The sequence below is a fragment of the Amycolatopsis sp. NPDC114484 genome (assembly GCF_055633755.1).
Map to the genome: position 1 here is coordinate 22154 of NZ_JBVKDQ010000001.1, position 15896 is coordinate 38049.

At 68.0% G+C, this 15896-nt stretch carries 14 protein-coding genes and 1 tRNA gene; 7 read left to right on the forward strand and 8 right to left on the reverse strand.

Annotated elements, in window-relative coordinates; all coding sequences use genetic code 11:
* Positions 1-12 precede the first annotated feature (12 nt).
* Positions 13-306 carry a WhiB family transcriptional regulator gene (locus ACZ7SW_RS00125; protein ID WP_116205781.1) on the reverse strand — a complete coding sequence of 98 codons (294 nt, stop codon included), beginning with the start codon at positions 304-306 and terminating at the stop codon, positions 13-15.
* A gap of 337 nt (positions 307-643) precedes the next feature.
* Here ACZ7SW_RS00125 and ACZ7SW_RS00130 point away from each other — a divergent pair, with 337 nt between their 5' ends.
* The 3 genes from ACZ7SW_RS00130 (at position 644) to ACZ7SW_RS00140 (ending at position 4191) form a co-directional block, all read left to right on the forward strand.
* A complete protein-coding gene (locus ACZ7SW_RS00130; RefSeq protein WP_470228243.1) occupies positions 644-2794 on the forward strand; it encodes a transglycosylase domain-containing protein in 2151 nt (716 codons plus the stop codon).
* Positions 2795-3155: 361 nt separating this feature from the next.
* The gene (locus ACZ7SW_RS00135; protein WP_470229211.1) at positions 3156-4088 is read left to right on the forward strand and encodes a metallophosphoesterase; all 933 of its coding nucleotides are present in this window, start codon (positions 3156-3158) and stop codon (positions 4086-4088) included.
* A 29-nt stretch (positions 4089-4117) separates the two neighbouring features.
* Positions 4118-4191, forward strand: a tRNA-Pro gene (locus ACZ7SW_RS00140).
* 329 nt (positions 4192-4520) lie between these two features.
* Here ACZ7SW_RS00140 and ACZ7SW_RS00145 read toward each other — a convergent pair.
* On the reverse strand, positions 4521-5264 hold the full coding sequence (locus tag ACZ7SW_RS00145) for a methyltransferase domain-containing protein (protein WP_470228244.1): 744 nt from the start codon (positions 5262-5264) through the stop codon (positions 4521-4523).
* Between the two features lie 39 nt (positions 5265-5303).
* Between ACZ7SW_RS00145 and ACZ7SW_RS00150 the strand changes: the two genes are divergently transcribed.
* Positions 5304-7151 carry a S9 family peptidase gene (locus ACZ7SW_RS00150; RefSeq protein WP_470228245.1) on the forward strand — a complete coding sequence of 616 codons (1848 nt, stop codon included), beginning with the start codon at positions 5304-5306 and terminating at the stop codon, positions 7149-7151.
* A 153-nt stretch (positions 7152-7304) separates the two neighbouring features.
* A complete protein-coding gene (locus ACZ7SW_RS00155; protein ID WP_470228246.1) occupies positions 7305-8321 on the forward strand; it encodes a hypothetical protein in 1017 nt (338 codons plus the stop codon).
* 25 nt (positions 8322-8346) lie between these two features.
* Here the strand turns inward: ACZ7SW_RS00155 and ACZ7SW_RS00160 are convergent, their stop codons facing one another.
* The 5 genes from ACZ7SW_RS00160 to ACZ7SW_RS00180 all read right to left on the reverse strand — a co-directional run bounded on the left by ACZ7SW_RS00160 (position 8347) and on the right by ACZ7SW_RS00180 (position 12129).
* A complete protein-coding gene (locus ACZ7SW_RS00160) occupies positions 8347-8973 on the reverse strand; it encodes a TIGR03085 family metal-binding protein (RefSeq protein ID WP_470228247.1) in 627 nt (208 codons plus the stop codon).
* Between the two features lie 21 nt (positions 8974-8994).
* Entirely contained in the window at positions 8995-10386 is a 1392-nt protein-coding gene (locus ACZ7SW_RS00165; RefSeq protein ID WP_470228248.1) for a glutamate decarboxylase, read from the reverse strand.
* A gap of 96 nt (positions 10387-10482) precedes the next feature.
* Positions 10483-10959 (reverse strand): Dps family protein, encoded by a 477-nt coding sequence (locus tag ACZ7SW_RS00170; protein ID WP_354747488.1) that lies wholly within the window; start codon positions 10957-10959, stop codon positions 10483-10485.
* A gap of 41 nt (positions 10960-11000) precedes the next feature.
* Positions 11001-11423 (reverse strand): organic hydroperoxide resistance protein, encoded by a 423-nt coding sequence (locus ACZ7SW_RS00175; RefSeq protein WP_470228249.1) that lies wholly within the window; start codon positions 11421-11423, stop codon positions 11001-11003.
* Between the two features lie 133 nt (positions 11424-11556).
* Complete coding sequence (locus ACZ7SW_RS00180; RefSeq protein WP_470228250.1) at positions 11557-12129, reverse strand: NADPH-dependent FMN reductase; 573 nt, start codon at positions 12127-12129, stop codon at positions 11557-11559.
* 129 nt (positions 12130-12258) lie between these two features.
* Here ACZ7SW_RS00180 and ACZ7SW_RS00185 point away from each other — a divergent pair, with 129 nt between their 5' ends.
* Positions 12259-13311 carry an alpha/beta hydrolase gene (locus ACZ7SW_RS00185; protein WP_470228251.1) on the forward strand — a complete coding sequence of 351 codons (1053 nt, stop codon included), beginning with the start codon at positions 12259-12261 and terminating at the stop codon, positions 13309-13311.
* 83 nt (positions 13312-13394) lie between these two features.
* Here ACZ7SW_RS00185 and ACZ7SW_RS00190 read toward each other — a convergent pair whose 3' ends face one another.
* A complete protein-coding gene (locus ACZ7SW_RS00190; protein WP_470228252.1) occupies positions 13395-13967 on the reverse strand; it encodes a hypothetical protein in 573 nt (190 codons plus the stop codon).
* 671 nt (positions 13968-14638) lie between these two features.
* On the opposite strand from ACZ7SW_RS00190, the gene ACZ7SW_RS00195 reads away from it, so the two are divergent.
* Positions 14639-15787, forward strand: a complete 1149-nt coding sequence (locus tag ACZ7SW_RS00195) for an MFS transporter (RefSeq protein ID WP_470229212.1) — start codon at positions 14639-14641, stop codon at positions 15785-15787.
* The last annotated feature ends 109 nt before the right edge of the window (positions 15788-15896 follow it).

The following is a 15896-nucleotide window of genomic DNA, read 5'->3' on the forward strand; positions in this document are numbered from 1 at the left end:
TCACGAGAAGGTTCAGCCCGCCGCCGCGGCCAGCGCGTCCCGCTTGGCCGCTTCGAGCAGATCGGTCCAGCTGGTCACGTCCGGGCGACGGCGCAGCAGGGCGCGCCGCTCCCGTTCCGTCATCCCGCCCCAGACCCCGAAATTAATCCGGCCGTCGAGCGCCTCGGAGAGGCATTCGGTGCGGACCGGGCACCCCATGCACACGGCTTTCGCCCTGTTCTGTTCGGCGCCTCGCACGAACAACCCGTCGGGATCAGCGTCCCGGCACGAGGCATCGACCCGCCAGCCAACCTGATTGGTTTGCATACCCCCAGCTCCCTCATCTGGTGTATGGCACCAGCGAAGGCGAAGCTCCCGCTCCCACCCCCGCGAGCGTTTCCCACTGCGCCGCACGTCGGTGACGGCACCTCCCCGGTGCCGCTGCCGCTGTCTGGACCAGCCAGGCTCCCACCCGGGCTGCTCCGTCTGTCGGCATCTACGTGAGACGTTGACGGACTGTAGGGTCCCTCGGTTCCCTCCGTCGAGACCTAGCATGCATTCCGTTACCAAAGGTCACGACAGGGGGTCCCGTTAATGATCGCCCGCGGGGGCGCGCGGGCGTGAGGTCACGAAGGCGACACGGGCCTTCAGTACCCTGGCTTTCGTGCGCAAAACGGATGGTCTTTTCAAGCTCATCGGCCTGTGCCTGCTGGCAGGGGTGCTGGTCGCCGGGATCATGTTCCCGGTGGTGGGCGCCGCGGGGGTCGTGTCCAACCAGGCGAGCGAGACGGTCGACAAGACGTCTTCCGACCTCGCCGACATCCCGCCGCCGCTGGTGACGACCATCACCGACTCCGGCGGCAAGCCGATCGCGACGCTGTACGACCAGTACCGGATCCCGGTCCGCCCGGACCAGATCAACCCGGCGCTGAAGTGGGCGCTGCTCTCAGCCGAGGACAAAGCGTTCTACGAGCACCACGGGGTGAACTGGGGACGGACGCTGCGCGCCGCCGTCTCCAACACCGCGGGCGGGGACACGCAGGGCGCCTCGACGATCACGCAGCAGTACGTGAAGAACTACTTGATCAACGTCGTCTACCGAGGCGACAAGAACGGTCAGGCCAAGGCCCAGGAGCAGTCGCTCTCGCGCAAGCTCAAGGAAGCCCGGATCGCGATCAACCTCGAGACCAAGCTCTCGAAGGACCAGATCCTCGCCGGCTACCTCAACATCGTCGAGTTCTCCCGGCAGATCTACGGGGTCGGAGCGGCCTCGCACGCCTACTTCAACACCACGCCGGAGAACCTGACCGTGCCGCAGGCCGCGCTCCTCGCCGGCATCGTGAACAACCCGATCGTCTTCGACCCGTGGAACCATCCGGACAAGGCGACGAAACGGCGCAACCTGGTGCTCGACCGGATGGTCAGCAACCAGAAACTGGCGAAGGCCGACGCGGACAAGTTCAAGGCGGAACCGCTCGGCGTGGTGCCGGACACCCCGCAGAAGCCCGCGTCGAACTGCACCGGAGCCGGGCCCGAGAACGGCTTCTTCTGCCAGTACGTCCAGGACTATCTGCTCAAATCCGGGATGTCGAAGGACCAGCTGTACACCGGCGGTTACACGATCAAGACCACGCTGGACGAGAAGGCCAACCACGAGGCGAAGGCCTCGGCCGAGCAACAGGTGAACAAAACCCAGAAGAACGTCGCGAACACGCTTTCGCTGATCCGGCCCGGCAAGGACCGGCACGAAGTGGTGGCGCTAGCGGCGAACCGGGACTACGGCATCGACGCGGATCAAGGGCAGACGACGTACGCGCTCCCGTCCGGCGTGTTCAACACCGGCGGCGCGGGGTCGAGCTACAAGATCTTCACCACCGCGGCGGTGCTGAACCAGCACATCGCCGGGATCTACAGCAACATCCCGATCGGCAGCAGCTACGTCTCGCACGTCTTCACCGGCAGCCAGCCGCACTGTCCGGCGACCGGCGCGCCGAACACTCGCTGGTACTGCGTGGGCAACGCCGGCAACGGCTACCCCGATTCGGGTTCGTTGCAGCAAGCACTGGCGACCTCGCCGAACACCGCGTTCGTGGCGCTGGAGGACAAGCTCGGCAGCACCGGGCCCGCCATCGACATGGCGACGAAGCTGGGCATGCGCGAGACGATGGCGAGCAACCCCGGCGGCGGCAAGGTCGACCCGAAGTCGACCGACCCGAACAAGAGCCAGACCCAGGCCCAGGCCTACGGCCCCAAGGGCAATTACCCGGGCACGGGTGCGTTCACGCTGGGCTTCAGCCCGACGAGCGGCCTGGAAATGGCGAATGTCGCGGCGACCATCCTGAGCGGCGGCAAATGGTGCCCGCCGACCCCGCTGGTGTCGGTGAGCGACCGCGACGGCAAACCGGTGCCGATCAAGGAAGACCCGTGCGAGCAGGTCGTGCCGGAGGGCCTCGCGAACACCATGGCGGTCGGCATGAGCAAGGACGACCAGCCCGGCGGCACGTCCGCGAAGGCCGCTGAAGCAGTCGGCTGGAACCGTCCGCTCGTCGGCAAGACGGGTACGACTCAGAACAACGGCTCGGCGACCTTCGTGGCCGGCACGCCGCAGATGGCCGGTGCGGCCATGGTGTTCCGTCCCGAAGGCGGCAGCGGCGGTCTTTGCTACAACGGCGTCGGCGACGTGTCCACCTGCGGCACCGGCAACATGTTCGGCGGCAAGACACCCGCACAGACGTGGTTCGGTGCGATGAAGAACATCATGGGCGACCAGCCGGTCGTGCCGTTGCCGCCGGAGGATCCGGCTTACACCAACTGAATCCGGTGAAAACGGGGCGGGAGACGCGATCTCCCGCCCCGTTTCGCTTGTCCGGGCTCAGGGTCGGTTTTTGGGCTCCATCAGCCAGAGCCGGACGATCGCGACGAGCGATCGGGACCCGAAAGAACAGAAATCCCACGCCCCGCCTCTGTCCGGTCGGGAAACGGGCGACCTGGTCCAGTCCAATTCAATCCAACGACGCGCGGCACCGGATGCCGAGAAGGTGCCGCTGAGACCTTCGCCCTGCGCCCGGGCCGGACCAAGCGGCACCGGCCACAGCGGACGACCCGATCGAACACGTATCCTCGACATCGTGAGCACGCTCGGTAACGCCAGTCCGCCCGGGGGCACCGCGAAGCGGTTGGCCGCAGGGACCATCGCCCTCGGGGCCGCCACCCTCGGTTACGCCGTCGGCATCGAACGCCGCCGCTTCACCCTGCGGACCGCCGAGCTGCCCGTGCTCGCGCCCGGCACGCCGCCGTTCACCATCCTGCACGTCTCCGACCTGCACATGCTCCCCGGTCACCGGGCCAAACAGCGCTGGGTCGCCGCGCTCGACGAGCTCGAGCCCGACCTCGTCGTCAACACCGGCGACAACCTCTCCCACCGCACCGCGGTCCCGTCCGTGCTCCGCGCGCTCGGCCCGCTGCTCGACCGTCCCGGGGTGTTCGTCTTCGGCAGCAACGACTACTACGCGCCCAAGCCCAAAAACCCCGCGCGCTATCTCATGCCGCGCGGCAAGAAGAAGCGCATCCACGGCACCCAGCTGCCCTGGCGCGACCTCCGCGCCGCCTTCGTCGAACACGGCTGGGTCGACCTCACGCACGTCCGCCGCACGATTGACGTCGGCGGCCGCGCGGTCTTCGCCGCCGGTGTCGACGACCCGCACCTCCACCGCGACCGCTACTCCGACATCGCCGGACCCGCCGACACCACCGCGGCTGTCCGGCTCGGCGTCACCCACTCCCCGGAACCGCGCGTCCTCGACACCTTCGCCACCGACGGCTACGACCTCGTCCTCGCCGGCCACACCCACGGCGGCCAGCTCCGCATCCCCGGCTACGGCGCGATCATCACCAACTGCGAACTCGACCGCAGCCGCGCCCGCGGCGCCTCCCGCTGGGGAGCCCGGATGTGGCTCCACGTCTCCGCCGGACTCGGCACCTCCCCCTACGCCCCCGCCCGCTTCGCCTGCCCCCCGGAAGCGAGCCTGTTGACGCTGGTCCCGCGCGGATCCGGCACCGCCGACCCCCGCAAACCAGCCCCGCGTAAAGCCGCGAAACCCGTCCGCTAGACTTACTCCCGACCCGTTAAGCAGTACCTCGGGGTGTGGCGCAGCTTGGTAGCGTGCCTCGTTCGGGTCGAGGAGGTCGTGGGTTCAAATCCCGCCACCCCGACGTGTGAGTGAGGGCTCGTCATCTGCAGAAAGCGCAGATGACGAGCCCTCACTTCGTTGTATTCCCTGGGGGTCGGACCCCCAGACCCCCGCCAGGGGGCTTGCCCCCTGGACCCCCGAAGGTGCATCGGTTGCGGTTGGTCCGGGGTGGCTGTTGTGGGCCGGAGAGTGCGTCGGTTGCGGTTGGTGCGGGGGGTGGCCGTTTCGGGCCGGTGAGTGCATTGGTTGCGGTTGGTCCGGGGGTTGGCCGTTTTCGGCTGGTGAGTGCGTCTGTTGCGGTTGGTGCGGGGGGTGGCCGTTTCGGGCTGGTGAGTGCGTCTGTTGCGGTTGTTAGCGGGTGGCGGTTAGTTCTTGCCAGCATTGGTGGAAGTCGCCTACTGCGGCTGTTCGCGTCCAGGACCAGGCGGAGCGGGCGGCTGAGGTTAGTTGGTCGTGGTCTTTTGTGGAGGGGTTGGCCAGGGCTTCGGCTAGGCGTGCTTCTACGTAGGTGGCCAGGGAGCGGTAGGAGAGGTCTTCTCGATAGCGCGAGCGTTCGGTGATGTTGGTGAAGCCCGCGGTGGCGAGTTTGGTGGCTATGGTGCGGCCGGAGAAGGGGTCGCCGCCGAAGCTGCGGCGGAGCAAGTAGTGGCCGCGCAGGGCGGCGTCTACGTTTGCGGTTCTCGGGCGGATTTTCGCGCGGCTCCAGTCTGAAGTGGAGATTGCCAGGTGGCCGCCTGGGCGGAGGACTCGGCGGATTTCCGCTAGTGCGGCTGCGGGGTTTGCCAGGTGTTCGAAGAGTGCGTGTGAGAAAACCACGTCCAATGACGCCGTCATAAAAGGGAGGGCGTAGGCGGTGGCGGTTATGTAGTCCACTGTGGACGTCGTGGGGAGCACGGGGTGGTGGACGTCTACGCCGATTACGTGGCAGTTCGGGGCCAGGGTGGTGGTGATGGAGCCTTGGCCGCAGCCTAGGTCCAGGACGCGGGAGCCCGGGGTGAACAGCGGTTGGGCGAACGCGGCGCGGTCACTCGCTGTGCGCGTGTTCATCATCGACAGCGCGTCTTGGGCATAGCCCGGCGCGTAACCCTCCAGCACCCCGCACAGAGTACGGGTGGAAGGTGGCAGGATCGAGGGGTGAGCACGCAGTCAGGCAACCAAAATCCGCCCGCGGTGGTCCCGGACCGCCTGTTCGACGACGCCGAAGCCGAAAAGCGCTGGCTGGCGCGGTTCCACGCGCCGCGCATCTCGGTGCCCGAATGGGCCCGCGACGCACCCGATGCCAACGTGTACGTCTCCAACGCCAGTGGCGTATGGGAGGTTTACGCGTGGAACCGGGCCACCGACAGTCACCGGCGCGTCACCAATCGACCCAACGGCACCCTGAACGCGACGCCCGCGCCCGACGGAACGGCCATCTGGTGGTTCGACGACACCGACGGCGACGAGTTCGGCTCCTGGCGCAGCCAGCCGTTCGACGGCGACAGTTCCGCGGCCGTCAAGGCATTGCCCGATATTCACGACGGATATCCGGCCGGTCTGGAGATCGGCCGGCGAGTGATCGCGGCCGGCGTTTCGACCGATGACGGCAGCGAACTGTTCGCGAAAATCGACGGCGTGACCGAGCGTTTCTATCAGCACGCGGATGACGCCGGGATCGCGTCGATGTCGCGCGATGAAAGCCTGCTCGCTATTTCCCATTCCGAGCACGGGGATTCGCGGCATCCGGCGTTGCGGGTCCTGTCGACCGACGGGTTCGCCACCGTCGCCGAGAAGTGGGACGGCGAAGGAAAAGGCTTGCAGGCGCTGGAGTTCTCGCCGCTGCCAGGCGACCAGCGCGTACTGGTCCTGCACGAGCGCCGCGGTCGCGAAGAACTGCTGGTGTGGGACGTGCAGGCGGACACCGAGACCGAACTGCTGATCGACCTGCCCGGCGAGGTCGTCGCGGATTGGTATCCGGACGCTCGCGCGTTGCTGGTCGTGCACTTCCACGAGGCCCGCAGTTCGTTGTACCGCTACGACCTTGACACCGGCGAACTGTCCGCTGTGGACACTCCGGCCGGACGGATCGGCGGCGCGGGCGTGCGACCGGACGGAACCATCGAGTACTCGTGGTCCAGCGCCGCGGAGCCCGCCGCGGTCCGCGCCCGCGCGGCCGACGGCACCGACTCCGTGCTGCTGACGCCGCCGGGCGAGCGCGCACCGGGTTCGTCGCCGGTCACCGACGCGTTCGTGGAGGGTGTCGGCGGCCGGATCCACGCGCTGGTTTCCCGTCCGGCGGATGCGCCCGACGGCCCGCTGCCGACGGTGTTTTCCCTGCACGGCGGCCCGCACGCCGCCGACGAGGACCGGTTCTCCGCCTACCGCGCGACCTGGCTGGACGCCGGATTCGCGGTGGTCGAGGTCAACTACCGCGGCTCCACCGGCTACGGCTCGGCGTGGCGCGACGCCATCGAAGGCCGCCCAGGCCTGACCGAACTGGAAGACGTCGCGGCGGTGCACGACTGGGCTGTCGAAAGTGGACTGTCCGATAAGGACAAGTGCGTCGTGAACGGCGCTTCGTGGGGCGGATATTTGTCCCTGCTGGCGCTGGGCACCCAGCCGACGCGGTGGGCAGCCGGAGTCGCGGGCGTTCCGGTGGCCGATTATGTGGCCGCTTACGAGGACGAGATGGAACAGCTGCGCTCGTTCGACCGCGCCCTGTTCGGCGGCGCCCCGGACGACGTGCCGGCGGTGTACCGCGAATGCTCGCCGCTGACATACGTGGACGCAGTCGCCGCCCCGGTGCTGATCCTGGCTGGCGACAACGACCCGCGCTGCCCGATCCGGCAGATCGAGAACTACCTGGACCGTCTCGCCAAGCGCGACGCACCCCATGAGTTCTACCGCTATGACGCCGGGCACGGCTCGCTGGTGATCGCGGAGACGATCAAGCAGACGTCTATTGAGGTGTACTTCGCTTTGCGGGCGCTGGGAATGCGCTGAGGGTTCGGGCCGTCCAGGGTCTCGGTCTCCTGGACGGCCCGAGCTTCCGGAACATCGCGACAGAAACGGTTAAGCCGCTAAGGTTTAGCAATGCCCCCAGTCGAGTTTCGCGAGTTCCGGTGCTCCAGCAAGTACACAGCAGACGGTTCTCTCGTGTTCGACGCCGCCTGTCTCATCGAACCGTACTTTGCGGAAGTACAGCTGCCCGAGGTGCTGCGAGTCAACGCTCTCGCAGCTCAACTACGTCCCCGAATGGCCTACCGCGTGCTACAGCACGAGTTGCGCCTGGTGCTCAGCTTTCTTGACTTGTCGTCGACCAAGAAGCTCGTCGCCCGCAGCTCTGATCTTCGGTCGGCTGCCCGGCATATCGGGAGTTTCTTCACCGAATCGATGGGCTTGGGCATGCTCACCGCGGCGATGCGAGATCGCTACGACTGGAACGGCGACCATCAAGACCTTGATCACTTTGACATACTCTCGTCAGCAAAGCTGGCCAGCCGCTTTTCCGGTCGCGGAGTTCGTCCAGACCTCATGTTCCGGTTCGACCACACGCCGCCGGGTTCTATCGCGGGGGAAGCTCGCGGAAGGTCGACTAGACAATCGAAGCTGGATCGGCCGACGGCCGCTCAGCGGAACCGGCTTAACCAGATACTCGGCTGGTCGAACAATCACAGGAATCACCCGGTGACGATGGCCTGGACGTTCACCGGAGGTCCGCACATCGCGGTCGATCTGTTCACGCTCGATCCACCGCCGCCCAGACCGGGATCGGTTCGCCCTGCCCCAGCGCCCGAACTACCGCCCCCAGGTTCCGCTCCTTCGTCCGGTGTCCTCTACCAAATCATACCGACGGACGAAGATTCTGACATTCCCTACGGAGCAGACGCACTCTACGAAACTGCGCCGACATCAGACGGTGTCCAGTACCTCGATGACGGAGAAGTCCGCGGTGACTGGATGCCTGCCAATCTGATCGCACCGTCGGCTGCCCAACTATTCGTTGGCGTGCTTCCCGACGAACCCACATCTGACCTTCAGGAGGCAGTAAGCAGCGGACAAGATCGCAACGACCTCATCGAAATCGGTTTGTTCGGCCGTGTGCTGCTCGCGACTTCTCAAGGCACCCGCGCACCCCGCTGGCGCGACATCAGCGAACGACTTAGCCAGTAACCGGCCGCAGCTTCGAACACCCGGCTCAAAGCCCGCGCTTAGCCCCCTTCAACTGCTCCACCGCGGCCTCATCACCCTCGTAAGACACCTGCACCGCATCCCGGCCGAATACGAACAGCAGCAACTCCACCGGCTCCCCCACCACGGTCACCACCGGTGCTCCCGACTTCACCGAAGCCGACTGCCCGTCCGGAGTCCGCAGTACCACCCCGACCGGCGATTTGCGCAGGTTCAGCTTCGCCGTCCGCGTCGCCAGCCGCCAGGCCGCCCCGTCTCGGGAAGGGTCGGCCGGGCGCGGGGTCCACTCCGGTTGCGCCCGGCGGACATCCTCGTGGTGCACCAGGAACTCCGCGCTGTTCGCCGCCTCGTCCACCGGGCCGAGGGACGTCGGCCAGAAGCGGGACGGGCCGCGGCGCACTTGGGCGACCAGGTCGTCCCACGGGCGCGCGGCGACCCCGTCCTGCACTTTCTGCGTGTGCCCGGCGAGAGCGGGCACCACGATCCCGGGCATCGCGTCCGGCCGGTGTTCCCGTACGACCAGATGCGCGGCCAGGTCCCGCGTCTGCCAGCCCTCGCACAGGGTCGGGGCGTCCGGGCCGAGCTGCTCGAAGAGGTCGCTCAGCGCTTGGCGTTCGTCTTTGGCAAGGCCCATGGCAGCTACGTTACTCGCCAGTTAGTGGTGGAAGCCGGTCGATGTGGCCGGGTCGTGCTGTGGGGACGACTGGCGGTTCAGCTCCGGCAGCACGCGTTTCAGGTCGGCGAGCAGCAGGTCGGCCAGGTCGTGCGTGAAGCCGTTGCGGACGACGACGCGCAGCACCGCCAGGTCAGTACGGTTGGCCGGGAAGGTGTACGCGGGCACGAGCCAGCCGCGTTCGCGGAGGCGGCGGGAAACGTCGAAGACATCGAATGCGGTGACGTCCGAGCGAGTGGTGAAGGCGAACACCGGCAGCTGGTCGCCGCGGGTGAGGAGTTCGAAGGGCTCCAGCTTGGAGATCTCCTCGGCCAGATACATCGCCACGTCGCGCGAAGCTTGTTGCACCGCACGGAAACCTTCGCGACCCAGCCGGACGAAGGTGTAGTACTGCGCGGCGACTTCCGAGCCAGGGCGGGAGAAGTTGAGCGCGAAGGTCGGCATGTCGCCGCCCAGGTAATTGACGTTGAACACCAACTCCTCGGGCAGCGCGGCCTTGTCGCGCCAGATGACCCAGCCGACGCCGGGGTAGACGAGGCCGTATTTGTGTCCCGAAGTGTTGATCGACGCGACGCGCGGCAGCCGGAAGTCCCATTCCAGGTCCTCGTCGAGGAACGGGGCGATCATCGCGCCGGACGCGCCGTCGACGTGCACCGGGATGTCCCAGCCGGTCCGCTCCTGCAGCGCGTCGAGTGCGGCCGCGACCTCGGCGACCGGTTCGTAGCTGCCGTCGAAGGTCGAGCCGAGGATCGCGACGACGCCGATGGTGTTCTCGTCGCACAGCTTCACCGCTTCTTCCGCGGACAGGTGGTACCGGTCGCCCTCCATCGGCACCAGGCGCGGCTCGACTTCCCAGTACTCGCAGAACTTTTCCCAGCACACCTGGACGTTGATGCCCATCACCAGGTTCGGCTTTCCGGTGCGGCCCAGCTTCGCCCAGCGCCGCTTCAACGCCATCCCGGCGAGCATGCAGGCCTCGGACGACCCGGTGGTCGAACAGCCCATGACGCTGGCGGGATCGGGCGCGTGCCACAGATCGGCGAGGATGTTGACGCAGCGCCGCTCGAGTTCGGCGGTCTGCGGGTACTCATCCTTGTCGATCATGTTCTTGTCGACGCATTCGGCCATCAGCTCGCGCGCCTGCGGCTCCATCCACGTCGTGACGAACGTGGCGAGGTTGAGCCGCGCGTTGCCGTCGAGCATCAGCTCGTCGCGCACGAGCTGCAGAGCCGTGTCCGGCGGCAGCGAATCGTCCCGCAACCGGTCGCGCGGCATCGTGAAGTCCGCGGCCAGCGCCGGATTGCTCCCGGCGTACAACGGATTCGTGCCGGTCTTCCGGTCTGCCCGATCTTGTTTCCCCTGATGCAGCACCATGGTTGCGAACCTACTGCCGGGCACCGACAAGAACCACCGGATGCGGAAGAAAAGCCGTCCGCGGCGGGGCGGACGGCTTTTCCCGGGATGCGCGGATCAGGCTTGCTGCGCCTGCCACATCCAGTGCGCCTCTTCCAGCGCGCGGGTGATCTCGATGAGCAAATCCTGCGTCACGAGGTCGCTCTTGTCGGTTTCGTCGATGCGCTTGCGGAGCCGTTCGATCAGCGTCGCGAGCGTGTCGACGATCGCGGAGATGGTCGAGTCGACGGACTGCCAGTTGTCCGGGTACTCCGGCGCTCCGGAGGTCGCCACGACGGTTTTCGCCTTGCCGTTGGGCGAAACCCCGATCGCGGCGGCGCGCTCGGCCACCTCGTCGACGTACTGCCGCGCGGTCGACACCAGCTCGTCGAGCTGCAGGTGCGCGCTGCGGAAGTTCTGGCCCACCACGTTCCAGTGCGCCTGCTTCGCGATGAGCGAGAGGTCGATCAGGTCGGTCAGCGTCGCCTGGAGCGCGTTGCCGGTGATCTCCTTGTCGGCGTCGGAAAGCGGGCTCTTGATGGGGGAAGTGGTCATCTCGGGTGTCCCTCCTCTTGCCTTGGTCAGACGGTGCCTATTCAGACACTGGTGGTCAGCTCCACCTCGATGTTGCCGCGGGTCGCGTTGGAGTACGGGCAGACCTGGTGCGCCTGCTCGACCAGCTGGTCGGCGTCGGCCTGCGCCAAACCGGGCAGCGACACGTCGAGGCGCACGCCGAGCTGGAACCCGACGTCCTTCTTGAAAACGCTGACCGAACCGGTCACCGTCGCCGCCGGAAGCGCGACCTTCGCCTGCCGGGCCACGGCTTGCAGCGCGCTCAGGAAACACGCGGAGTACCCCGCGGCGAACAGCTGCTCCGGGTTGGTTTTGTCGCCGCCGGGACCGCCCATCTCCTTGGGGATCGCCAGCGACTCGTCCAGCACGCCGTCCGAGGACGTCACGTCGCCGTTGCGGCCTTCTCCTCGCGCGGTCGCGACGGCGGTGTAGATCGGTTCGGCCATGCGTGTTACCTCCTCATCGGGGACGCCTCCGGAGTCAGCGTCTCAATGAGTTCAACGCTCCGCATCCGCGGAACAGTGCCCCGGCATGGCGGTCATCACCCCAGGAATAACCGGGATGGGAGGAGGCGAAACGTCAGCGCGCGCGAAGCAGCGCGTGCTCCGCGACCTGCTCCCCGATGAGCCGCAACGTGCGGACGCTCTTCTCGTCGGAGGCCCCGCCGCCCTCGTCGAACTTCGTCTCGGCGGAGTTGATCGAACCGCCCAGCGGAGTGGACCAGCCGCGCAGCGCGTGCGTGATCGTGCGGAGTTGTTCGAGCGTGGTGACCGCGGCCTGCCAGCCGTACGCGACGGCGGCGAGACCGACCGCGCGGCCGTCGAGGTAGGGGCGGGTGTCTTCACGGAGGTCTTCGACGTAGTCCAGGGCGTTTTTGACCAGCCCGGACAGCCCGCCGTGGTAACCGGGCGAGACGACGATGAGCCCGTCCGCCTGGCGGATGCCCTCGATGAGCTTCCTGGCGCGTTCGTCCCGCTCCAGCGTGGCGGTGTCGTAGAACGGCAGGACCAGCTCCGGGCCCGGGATCAGCTCGGTCACGACGCCGCGTTCCTCGGCGGCGGCGAGCGCGATACGCAACGCGCGCTCGGATTGCGAGCCCTCTCGCAGCGAGCCGCCAATGCCGAGTACCCGGACCGTTTTCGCGGAAGTCACAGGTCGAGGCTAACCCCTCGACCTAAGTAGAGGACCAGGATCTGAGACGGAGGCTTGGGTCACACGCCGACTGGACCAACGTACCTACTGGCAAGTAACCTCGGCTCATCCGGCGTTCGAGGAGGAACGATGGCCATTCCGCTGCAGATCCGCGCCCAGACTGCCGCCGCGCAGTTGTTGTTCTGGCTGCCCCGTCCGGTGCGCAGGCTGATCGCCGGGGCACCGCTGCGGCTGGACGGCCAGGAACTCGCCCTGGACGCCCAGTTGCTGCTGCGGCTGCAGAAGCTCTCCGGCGCTTCGCTGGTCAACGGGTCGGTCGAGCGGTCGCGCGCGCTGCTGGAAGCGAGCCAGCACCTGGTGAACGGCAAGCGGATCAACCCCGTCGCGACCCGCGACGTCGCCATCCCGTCCGGCGACGCGTCCCTCGATGCCACCCTCTACACCCCGGCCGGGCTGCCCGAACCGTCGCCGCTGCTGGTGTTCTTCCACGGTGGCGGATGGGTCATCGGCAGCCGGGCCACGCACGACAACGCCGCGCGCTACCTCGCGAAGCACGCCGGGGTCCGGGTGCTGTCCGTGGAGTACCGGCTCGCGCCGGAGAGCCCGTTCCCCGGGCCGGTGGAGGACGCGCTGGCCGCGTTCGACTACGCGCACGCCAAGGCGGCCGACCTCGGCGCGGACCCGGACCGGATCGCGGTGGGCGGCGACAGCGCGGGCGGCAATCTGTCCGCCGTCGTCGCGCTGGAGGCGACCCGGCGCGGCGGCCCGGCACCCGCGTTCCAGCTGTTGATCTACCCCGCGGTCGACTTCACCACGCGACGCCGGTCCCGCGAACTGTTCGGCGACGATCTCTTCCTCACCGACGAGGCGATGGTGTGGTTCGAGGGGCACTACGCGCCCGAGGGCGTCGACAAGGCCGACCCGCGGATGTCGCCGCTGCTCGCGTCTGACCACAGTGGACTCCCGCCCGCCTACATCGTGACCGCCGGCTTCGACCCGCTGCGCGACGAAGGCGAGGCGTACGCGGAAAAACTGCGAGCCGCGGGGGTTCCGGTGGCGCTCAGCCGGCAGGCCGACCTGATCCACGGATTCCTCAACTTCGCCGGAGTCGGGACGCGGTTCCGGGAGGCGATCGCCGAGATGGCCGGTGCGCTGCGGGTGGGGCTCGCCAACCGCTCGTAACTCCCGGGCCCGGACATGGAACGGAGCCTGGCGCGGCGAACCGCACCAGGCTCCGGGCCTTTCCCCCTCCTGTTTCAGCCTGCTCAGGTGCCGGGCACTGGCACCGGCGCGGGTACCGGCGGGGCCGGCAGCGGCGGCGTCGGCAGCGGCGGCGTCGGTACCGGCAGCGGTGGTGCCGGCACCCCGCCGAGCAGACCGGCCAGCAGGCTGGTGACCGCGGCGAGCAGGCCCTTGACCAGGTCGCTCACCGCCTTGAGCGGCCCGGGCAGGTCCGGCAGCGGCGGGATCGGCAACGGCGGGATTTGCCGCGGCGTCGCCGTCGGGTCGCTGAGGAGCCGGTTGGACTCGTCCGCGCGGACTTTCGCCGCCGACGAGAGCTGCTGGGTTTCGGATTGGACCTGGTAGCGCTTGCCCGCCGCGATGTCGGCGAGCACCGGGCTGAGCCGGGTGAGGTCCGCCCTGGTCTTCGCGACGTCTCCGGCGTACGCCACCTTGGTGAGGTCGTCACGCATCTGCAGTACCTGCGCGGCGACGGCTTGAGTGGCCGAGGAGCCCTTGCCGCCCGCCGGGCTCGCGGAGGCCATCCCCGAAGTGCCGACGGCCAGCAGACTGCCCGCGGCGACCACAGCGATGATCCGCCCGATCTTGCCTTTCATTCTTTACCTCCCTGGCCTCTGGGACCTGCCGGGTAAATCGATACCCGCCGTGTCGGCCCAACACCAGCCGATCACCGGATAGGGAGTTTTCTAACCCTTACGTGCCGAATCCAAGAACCGGGAACCGGCCCGCAATTGATTAACGTGGACAGCTTGCGCGTCCCCGACGATCACGGACCGCAGAGCTGAATCTGACTCATAGTAGCCGGATTGCTCGAATGGCGGTATTGCTCACTCACACAGGCGTAGTTCGTGATCGATTACCTTCATCACCCCGTCGGGAGGCGTGATCTCGCTCGTCCGACCGTGGTGGGTCCCCCACGCACGCACCGCCGCCCGCATTCGGGTCCGCTCCCCTTTTTCCAGGGATCGCCGCCGCCTCCGACCGGAGAACTCCAAGGTCGGCACTGAAAGATGAAGAACTGTTCGCGAATGGGCGGCGAGAATGCTTTTTCGCGTCGCCGATGAAGTTATCACCCAGGTCGCGCGCGCATTTTCCGGCCCCGCCGAACGACGGCACGACACCCGGTCAGGCTCGGGGCGGCGGCTGAACGGGTGTGACGAAAAGAAGTTGCACGCTCGTACCAACTCTTGCTCTCATGGGGCACGTGCCTTTTCAGCCGTATCGCCGCGTCCTGAGCGTCCCCGGGGTCCGCCCGTCGATGGCGCTGATGTTCTTCGCACGGGTGCCCATGACGATGACCGGCGTGACGCTGACGCTGTATGTCGTCAGCGGCCTCGGCCGGGGCTACGGCGCGGCGGGCGTCGTCGGCGCGGCCGTCACGCTGGGCATGGCGCTCGGCGCGCCGGTAATAGGGCGCACCATCGATCGCTACGGCCTGCGTCCGGTGGTCGCGGTGTGCGGGCTGTCGTCCACCGCGTTCTGGTTCGCGGCGCCGCATCTTTCTTACGGGGCGCTGGTGGTGTACGCGCTGCCGGCCGGTGTGCTGTCGGTGCCCGCTGGCTCGCTGGCGCGGCAGATCCTGGCCGCGCTCGTGCCCGCCGAACAGCGACGCGCGGCGTACTCGCTGGACACGATCCTGGTCGAGGCGTCGTTCATGATCGGCCCGGCGGCCGGGATCGCGGCGATCTCGCAACTGTCGGCGACGCTGACCTTGAGCGGCATCGGAACCATCTTCGGCGTCACCGCGCTGCTGATCTTCCTGCTCAACCCGCCGATCCGGAACGAGGACGAACTCGCCCCGGCCGGCACCGTGCGCCCGCCGCTGCGGTCCTGGCTGACCGGACGGCTGCTGGCGACCCTGCTGATCGCCGCCGGAACGCTGTTCTGCTTGGTCGGCACCGAGGTCGCGACGCTGGCCGCGCTGCGCTCTCACGACGAGGTCAGCTGGACCGGCCTGGTCATCGCGGTGATGTGCGCGGCGTCGATGGTCGGCGGCATCGTGCACGGCGCGGTGCGGAAGTCGCTGCCGCAGGGGCTGCTGATGCTGCTGCTGGCGCTGCTGGTGATCCCGGTCGGGCTGGTGACGCAGCCGTGGTGGCTGCTGATGCTCGTGCTGATCCCGACGAACCTGGTCTGCGCCCCGACGCTCGCGGCCACCACGGAGGCGGTCAGCGAACTCGCGCCGCCCGCGGTTCGCGGCGAGGCGATGGGCCTGCAGGACGCATCGACCAGGCTGGGGCTGGCCGCGGGGAGCCCGGTGGTCGGGTTCGCGATCGACCATTCGAGCCCGGCGTGGGGCTTCGCGGCGGCCGGATTCGGCGGGCTGGCACTGGCTGCGCTGGGGCTGGTGTGGTCGCTGCGCCGGAGTTCGGTGCGTGCGCCGTCGCTGGCGGCTGCTGTTCGGGCTCGCCGCTGAGCTGGGCGGGCCACGGGCCCGGGGTTCTCCTGGTGCCTGGGTGGGCCGCGTTGGTGGTGGGGCGGGCTGGGGTAAGCCAGGCTGGGCTGGATCGAGCCGGGGCAGGGCG

Excerpts from the sequence above, each read along its gene's own strand:
- ACZ7SW_RS00125 (WP_116205781.1), bottom strand. The coding sequence starts at position 306 with ATGCAAACCAATCAGGTTGGCTGGCGGGTCGATGCCTCGTGCCGGGAC.
- ACZ7SW_RS00160 (WP_470228247.1), bottom strand. The coding sequence starts at position 8,973 with ATGGGCCTTGCCAAAGACGAACGCCAAGCGCTGAGCGACCTCTTCGAG.
- ACZ7SW_RS00165 (WP_470228248.1), bottom strand. The coding sequence starts at position 10,386 with ATGGTGCTGCATCAGGGGAAACAAGATCGGGCAGACCGGAAGACCGGC.
- ACZ7SW_RS00170 (WP_354747488.1), bottom strand. The coding sequence starts at position 10,959 with ATGACCACTTCCCCCATCAAGAGCCCGCTTTCCGACGCCGACAAGGAG.
- ACZ7SW_RS00175 (WP_470228249.1), bottom strand. The coding sequence starts at position 11,423 with ATGGCCGAACCGATCTACACCGCCGTCGCGACCGCGCGAGGAGAAGGC.
- ACZ7SW_RS00185 (WP_470228251.1), top strand. The coding sequence starts at position 12,259 with ATGGCCATTCCGCTGCAGATCCGCGCCCAGACTGCCGCCGCGCAGTTG.
- ACZ7SW_RS00190 (WP_470228252.1), bottom strand. The coding sequence starts at position 13,967 with ATGAAAGGCAAGATCGGGCGGATCATCGCTGTGGTCGCCGCGGGCAGT.
- ACZ7SW_RS00195 (WP_470229212.1), top strand. The coding sequence starts at position 14,639 with ATGTTCTTCGCACGGGTGCCCATGACGATGACCGGCGTGACGCTGACG.